We start from the raw sequence: 6,104 nt of genomic DNA on the forward strand, positions 1-6,104 counted from the left end.
CACAAATGCAGCAGTTATTTCTGCGCGGTGCCACTAGAATGCTGCCATCGGGTCACTGCCAACGGAACCACCATGCCGCTTCGCTCGCCACTGTATTCCCAACGTTCGTTGGTCCTCACGCTGATCGCATTGCTGGGGGCCGGTTTCCTCGCCACCTCCTTTCTCAGCTACTACGCCTCGCGAGCGTCGATTCGCGACAACATCGTCAACACCGAATTGCCGCTGACATCCGATACGGTCTACTCGGAAATCCAGAAAGACCTCGTCAGACCGATCCTGATTTCCTCGATGATGTCCCGCGACACCTTCATGCGCGACTGGGTGGTCAACGGCGAGCACGACCCCGACCAGATGACCCGCTACCTCAACGAGGTCATGACCCATTACGGCGCCTACACTGCGTTTTTCATCTCCAACAGCAGCCTGACCTACTACCACGCCAAAGGCGTGCTCAAGCAGATCAAGATCGACGAGCCGCGGGACGCCTGGTATTTCCGCGTTCGCGACATGAAAGAGCCCTACGAGATCAACGTCGACCCGGACCTGGCCAACAAGGACAACCTGACGTTCTTCATCAACTACAAAGTCTATGACTACGATAAACGCTTCATCGGCGCGGCCGGCGTCGGCCTGACCGTCGACGCGGTGATCAAACTGATCGACAAGTACCAGCAGCGCTATCAACGCAGCGTGTACTTCGTCGACACCTTCGGCCGGCTAGTACTGACTGGCGCCGAGGGCGGCCCCGAAGGCGCGCGGGCCGGCCAGAGCCTGGGTGAACTGGCGAGTATGAAAGGCCTGGTCAGCCAGTTGCCCAAACCCCACAGCGGCAGCTACGAATACTCCACCCAGGGCCAGGGCCATTTCCTCAACGTGCGGTTTATTCCCGAGCTGAACTGGTACCTGTTCGTCGACAAACGCGAAGATGGCGCCCTCAGTGAAATCCGCCAGTCGCTGTACCTCAACCTGCTGATCTACCTGGCCATCACCTTGATTGTGCTGGCCCTGCTTAACCGGGTGATCCATCGCTACCAGAACAAGATCCAGGCCCAGGCCACCCTCGACAGCCTCACCGAACTGCCCAACCGCCGGGGTTTCGACCTGCTGGCAGCCCAGGCGATGCACGAGGCCCAGCGCGAACCGAAACCGCTGACCGCGCTGCTGCTGGACCTCGACCACTTCAAAGTGTTGAACGACACCTACGGCCACCTCGCGGGCGATCAGGTGCTGATCGGTTTTGCCCGGGATCTGGAAAGCTGCCTGCGGCATTCCGACATCGTCTGCCGCTGGGGAGGTGAGGAATTTATCGTGCTGCTCAAAGACACCGACGGTGAGACCGGTCAGAAAATCGCCGAGAAAATTCGTCAACACGTGGAAAAACAGCGTTATGTCTACAACGGCAAAGAATTGCAGCTGACTGTGAGCATCGGCCTGACCACCCTGCAACCGGATGAAACCTTGCACACGCTGCTGTCCCGGGCCGATCATGCGATGTACCGGGCCAAGCAAGCCGGCCGCAACCGCACCTGCGTGGAAATGCCCCACTCCGTTTATGAATAATCGTTGATGAAAAAGCCTGACCTCTGCCCGGCCTGCGGCGCCCCCAACGACTGCAGCCTGGCCGACCCGCGAACCGCCGACCGCGCCTGCTGGTGCTACGGCGTCAGCATCGACCCGGCAGTGCTTGAAGCGCTGCCCGCCGAACTGCGGGATCTTTCCTGCCTGTGCCCGCGCTGCGCGCAAGTAGAGGCGCAGCTGCAAGCAGCCGCACGGCCGATCACGTAAGATGCGCGGCCCTTTCATGTCCGATTTTTAACCCATGCGTGTAGACCGTTTCCTCAGCAACCTGCCGCGCTTCAACCGTCAGCAGGTTCGCCTGTTGCTGGTGGAAAAACGCGTGCGGATTGACGGAAAAGTCGTCAGTGATCCCCATAGCGAAGTGCTGGAATTCAGCCGCGTCGAAGTCGATGACGAGGTGCTGCAAGTCGGCAAACCCGCGCGCTATTTCATGCTGAACAAACCGCCCGGTTGCGTCAGCGCCACCCGCGATCCACAACACCCGACCGTGCTCGACCTGATCCATGAACCGGACAAGGATGACCTGCATATCGCCGGGCGCCTGGACTTCAACACCACCGGTTTGATGATCATCACCAACGACGGCAGCTGGTCGCGCCGCCTGACCCAGCCGCAGACCAAACTACCGAAGGTCTATTACGTCGAGACCGAGCAAGACATTGGCCCGGAGTATGCGCTCAAGTTCACCGAGGGCCTGTACTTCGCCTTCGAAGACCTGACGACCCAACCCGCCGAACTGGTGCTGCTTGGGCCGAAGTCGGCGCGGCTGAGCATCGTCGAGGGCCGATATCACCAGGTGAAGCGCATGTTCGGCCATTTCGACAACAAGGTGCTGCGCCTGCACCGTGAAAGCATGGGCCCGCTGGTGCTCGATAACGCGCTAAAACCGGGCGACTACCGCGAGTTGCGCACCGAAGAGATCCAATTGATCTAAGCGCACGACCACTCAGCAGAAGTTGTCGAACAATTTACGAATGACACTTGCGCGACGGCTTCTCCCCTGCTTGAATCAGGACGTCGGCCAAATTGTGACCGACGAGTCACAACATACTTCTAAGAAACTTTTTGCCGGCAGAGAACCCTCAGGTTCCGCATTCCACCGGCAGACTGCCCGCCAATAACAATACCCGTCGACCTGCCTTACCGGATCGACATGGGCCTCCAAATTCCAGGCGTATGCCTACCTGTCACAAAGCTCGTGCAATCTCATTTGCGCGCATACCCGCTTGCCAGGAGTCTTATGACATGAGGCCAGAAATCGCTGTGCTGGATATACAGGGTCAGTACCGGGTTTACACGGAGTTCTATCGCGCAGACGCCGCAGAGAAGACCATTATTCTGGTCAACGGCTCGATGGCCACGACTGCGTCGTTTGCACAAACTGTGAAAAACCTGCACCCGCAATTCAACGTGGTTTGCTACGACCAGCCCTACGCGGGCAAGTCAAAAGCCCACAACCTGCATGAGAAATTGCTGACCAAGGAAGTCGAAGGGCAGATCCTGCTGGAGCTGATCGACCACTTCGCCGCCGAACACGTGCTGTCGTTTTCCTGGGGCGGCGCCGCCACCCTGGTCGCCCTCGCCCAACGGCCACGGCGCATCGAAAAAGCCGTGATCAGCTCGTTCTCGCCGGAGATCAACGCGCACATGCTCGACTACCTCGAGCGCGGCGTCGATTACCTCGGCAGCCGCGACGGCGACCGGGTCGGCAACCTGGTGAACAGCACCATCGGCAAACACCTGCCGTCGCTGTTCAAACGCTTCAACTATCGCCACGTCAGCAGCCTGGCCGAGCACGAATACGGGCAGATGCACTTCCACATCAGCGACCTGCTGCACAGCGATCGTCAGTGCTTCCTCAAGGCTGCCGAGAAAATCAACGTGCCGGTGCTGTTCATGAACGGCGAATGGGACGAATACACCGCCGCCGACGGCGCCCGGCTATTCGCCAACCACGTGCAACACGCCACCTTCAGCACCCTGCAAGCCACCGGGCACTTTCTCGACATGGAACACAAAGCCGCCTGCCGAGACAGCCAAAACGCACTGCTGGGCTTCCTGAAACCTGAGCAGTACGCCAGCCGACCGCGTTACCACTACGTCCAGGACCACCATGCACTGGCAATCTGAAACAGCGTCATCGCGAGCAAGCCTGCGCCCCACCGCATCTGTAGGAGCAAGGCTTGCCCGCGATTGGCCATTACACGGTCCAAGCCTGCGTGTCACCCGTGCTAAATGCAGCGCACATAAAGAAAAACTTCAAATCCGCGCGCACATCTGGTACAAAGTCAGCCGCTCTGAGCGGGTGTCGTATAATGGCATTACTCCAGCTTCCCAAGCTGATAACGAGGGTTCGATTCCCTTCACCCGCTCCATCTCTACTCTAACTCATTGATTTCTTAATCAATTTTCCGGGTTAGCAGTAGCTTGTCACGAGGTCCTCCTACACTGGAGTCCCCAACGTGACGCATCGTGACAACCTCTACCGCCGTTCGAGCGGAATCTACGTTTTACGCATTACCATCCCCAAACGCTTCCGACTGCATTTTGGTCAACGCGAACTTCACACCTCGACCCGATCCAGTGATTATCGTGCGGCAAAAGCTGTAGCATGCCGATTGCTGTTGCATTGGCATTCGTGCGTAGACGAGTTGGATCAGATGAACCTAGAAAAATTGAACATGAGCAGTGCTCTCCTATCGACCGTAGGGTTCATCAGCATTAGCGAACTCAGCTCAGCTTCCGGCCTGCCTGTAGAGCACCTCCTCAGAGAGACGCTGAAACACAACCTTCCCGTGTTCTACGCGGCAAATGCACAGCCCGGTTATTTAGTGACCGACTACGACGAGGTTGATCGGGAGTCGGACACGGGTGGATTTGTCCTAAACAGCGCTTTTTCCGAAGGAGATCCGCACACATTTACAGGCAACCTCAGACCGTTCCACAGCCGCAATACGATTCTCAGCATTCTTGAGGACGGGGTGTCAGAGGAGGTCGCTTTCAACGTGCCTGGTGGGCGATCTGGCGCATTCTTTGATCTGCCCGGCCTTCGCCTAACTGCCGCCTCTGTGCTGATTTCAACGGTTCAGGCGCAAAGTCTATTTATCGTTCCGCTCATCAAAGCATTGACACCTACAACAGTCGCGCCGGTCAGCCCACTGACCACTGCAACCCCCATTTCGGCTTCGTCAGCACCCCCAGCTCCGACAACATCTGACTCCTGTTGCGCACCAGAACACTCATCCATGACTGTTGCCGACCTGCTCACCCTCTACCTGGCATACAAGGCAAGCTGCAAGGAGGAGACGCGCATCCGGATCGCCTCAATGGTGCGAATATTCATTTCTCTCATGAGCAACCCTACGCTCGGAAAACTCAATAGAGAATTGATCAGAAGCTACCATCAGTTGCTGAAAAAAATGCCGGTGAAGCGCGACATTTCCGCAAAGAAGCATGGAACGGACGATCCAGCCATTCTGATTGAACTCGCCGAGATCAATGACGAACCACGAATGACTGAGAACGCAGTCAAAAAACACATGGAAAAACTCGCGGAGATTTTCCAGTGGGCAGTGATTCAACAGTATCTCAAAGAGAATCCAGCAAAAAACATCACGCCCCCAGTCAAAAAAACCAGACGGGACCAAGACAGCCGAGGTGTATTTAGCGATGACGAAATACGTAAAATTTTTTCTTGCGCATGGTTCGTCACGGGCACTGACAAAAAAAACCAATATGGGGGATTCACATCATATCGCCCTCATTTTTACTGGTTGCCATTGCTCGGCCTTTACACCGGAGGCCGCATCAACGAGCTATCTCAGCTGTATTTGAAAGACTTTCAATGCACGAAAATTGGCACGCACTTCGTTTCCTTCAACAAAGATGGTGCGGCAAAAGTCGACTCAGCCGGCGATAAGTCCCTGAAGACGCTGAGTTCAGAACGGAAAATACCGCTTCATGCGAAACTGATAGATCTCGGGCTTTTGGACTACATCGAGGAACTCAAGGCAAACAAGCATGAGAGATTGTTCCCCGAACTGAAATACGACCGGGTAAAAGGCTATGGAAAACCAGCAAGCTCATGGTTTAACGAGAGGTTTCTCGGCAAGCAGCTAGGCATAGCTCGCGACGGAAGCAAAACCTTCCATAGTTTCCGACACATGTTCATTAGCGAGATTTTCAATCAAGGCCATCCGGAAGACGTTGCGTCCCAGCTTGCAGGTCATGAGCGTGGAGAGTCGCTTGCCGCCCGCACATACCGGAAAGACACATTTCCAGACCGAATGGCGCCAATTGTGAACGAGCTTGAGTTCCCCCTTCCAATAATTCACAAATTCAACATCACTGACGGCCTGCTGGCCGTGGCAAGTGCCACAAACAGAAAGATCCAGAACTCCAAAAAATAGTATGCATTACAGAAGTGGCGACTCCCGCCACTTCATCTTTGCTCGCGCAGACAACGCCCCCACATTCAATGACCTGTTGACGAAGATGTGGGGTGGCGAAACCTCACTACGCGGCCT

General features: G+C 56.1%; 5 protein-coding genes and 1 tRNA gene. All 6 read left to right on the plus strand.

What is annotated here, in order from left to right; genetic code table 11:
* The first annotated feature begins 72 nt into the window (after positions 1-72).
* The 6 genes from V5E99_RS16850 to V5E99_RS16875 all read left to right on the plus strand — a co-directional run bounded on the left by V5E99_RS16850 (position 73) and on the right by V5E99_RS16875 (position 5,987).
* The gene (locus V5E99_RS16850; RefSeq protein ID WP_499803448.1) at positions 73-1,560 is read left to right on the plus strand and encodes a sensor domain-containing diguanylate cyclase; all 1,488 of its coding nucleotides are present in this window, start codon (positions 73-75) and stop codon (positions 1,558-1,560) included.
* A 6-nt stretch (positions 1,561-1,566) separates the two neighbouring features.
* Positions 1,567-1,785, plus strand: a complete 219-nt coding sequence (locus tag V5E99_RS16855; RefSeq protein ID WP_499803449.1) for a cysteine-rich CWC family protein — start codon at positions 1,567-1,569, stop codon at positions 1,783-1,785.
* Between the two features lie 34 nt (positions 1,786-1,819).
* On the plus strand, positions 1,820-2,512 hold the full coding sequence (locus V5E99_RS16860) for a pseudouridine synthase (RefSeq protein ID WP_499803450.1): 693 nt from the start codon (positions 1,820-1,822) through the stop codon (positions 2,510-2,512).
* Between the two features lie 311 nt (positions 2,513-2,823).
* Positions 2,824-3,708 (plus strand): alpha/beta fold hydrolase, encoded by an 885-nt coding sequence (locus tag V5E99_RS16865; protein ID WP_499803451.1) that lies wholly within the window; start codon positions 2,824-2,826, stop codon positions 3,706-3,708.
* A gap of 171 nt (positions 3,709-3,879) precedes the next feature.
* Positions 3,880-3,953 (plus strand) — tRNA-Gly (locus tag V5E99_RS16870).
* A gap of 87 nt (positions 3,954-4,040) precedes the next feature.
* Complete coding sequence (locus V5E99_RS16875) at positions 4,041-5,987, plus strand: tyrosine-type recombinase/integrase (protein ID WP_499803452.1); 1,947 nt, start codon at positions 4,041-4,043, stop codon at positions 5,985-5,987.
* The last annotated feature ends 117 nt before the right edge of the window (positions 5,988-6,104 follow it).

The organism is Janthinobacterium sp. LPB2021202312-11-4, from assembly GCF_037049705.1.
Lineage (GTDB): Bacteria > Pseudomonadota > Gammaproteobacteria > Pseudomonadales > Pseudomonadaceae > Aquipseudomonas.

Coding starts and splice junctions, on each gene's coding strand:
- V5E99_RS16850 (WP_499803448.1), top strand. CDS start 73: ATGCCGCTTCGCTCGCCACTGTATTCCCAACGTTCGTTGGTCCTCACG.
- V5E99_RS16860 (WP_499803450.1), top strand. CDS start 1,820: ATGCGTGTAGACCGTTTCCTCAGCAACCTGCCGCGCTTCAACCGTCAG.
- V5E99_RS16855 (WP_499803449.1), top strand. CDS start 1,567: ATGAAAAAGCCTGACCTCTGCCCGGCCTGCGGCGCCCCCAACGACTGC.
- V5E99_RS16865 (WP_499803451.1), top strand. CDS start 2,824: ATGAGGCCAGAAATCGCTGTGCTGGATATACAGGGTCAGTACCGGGTT.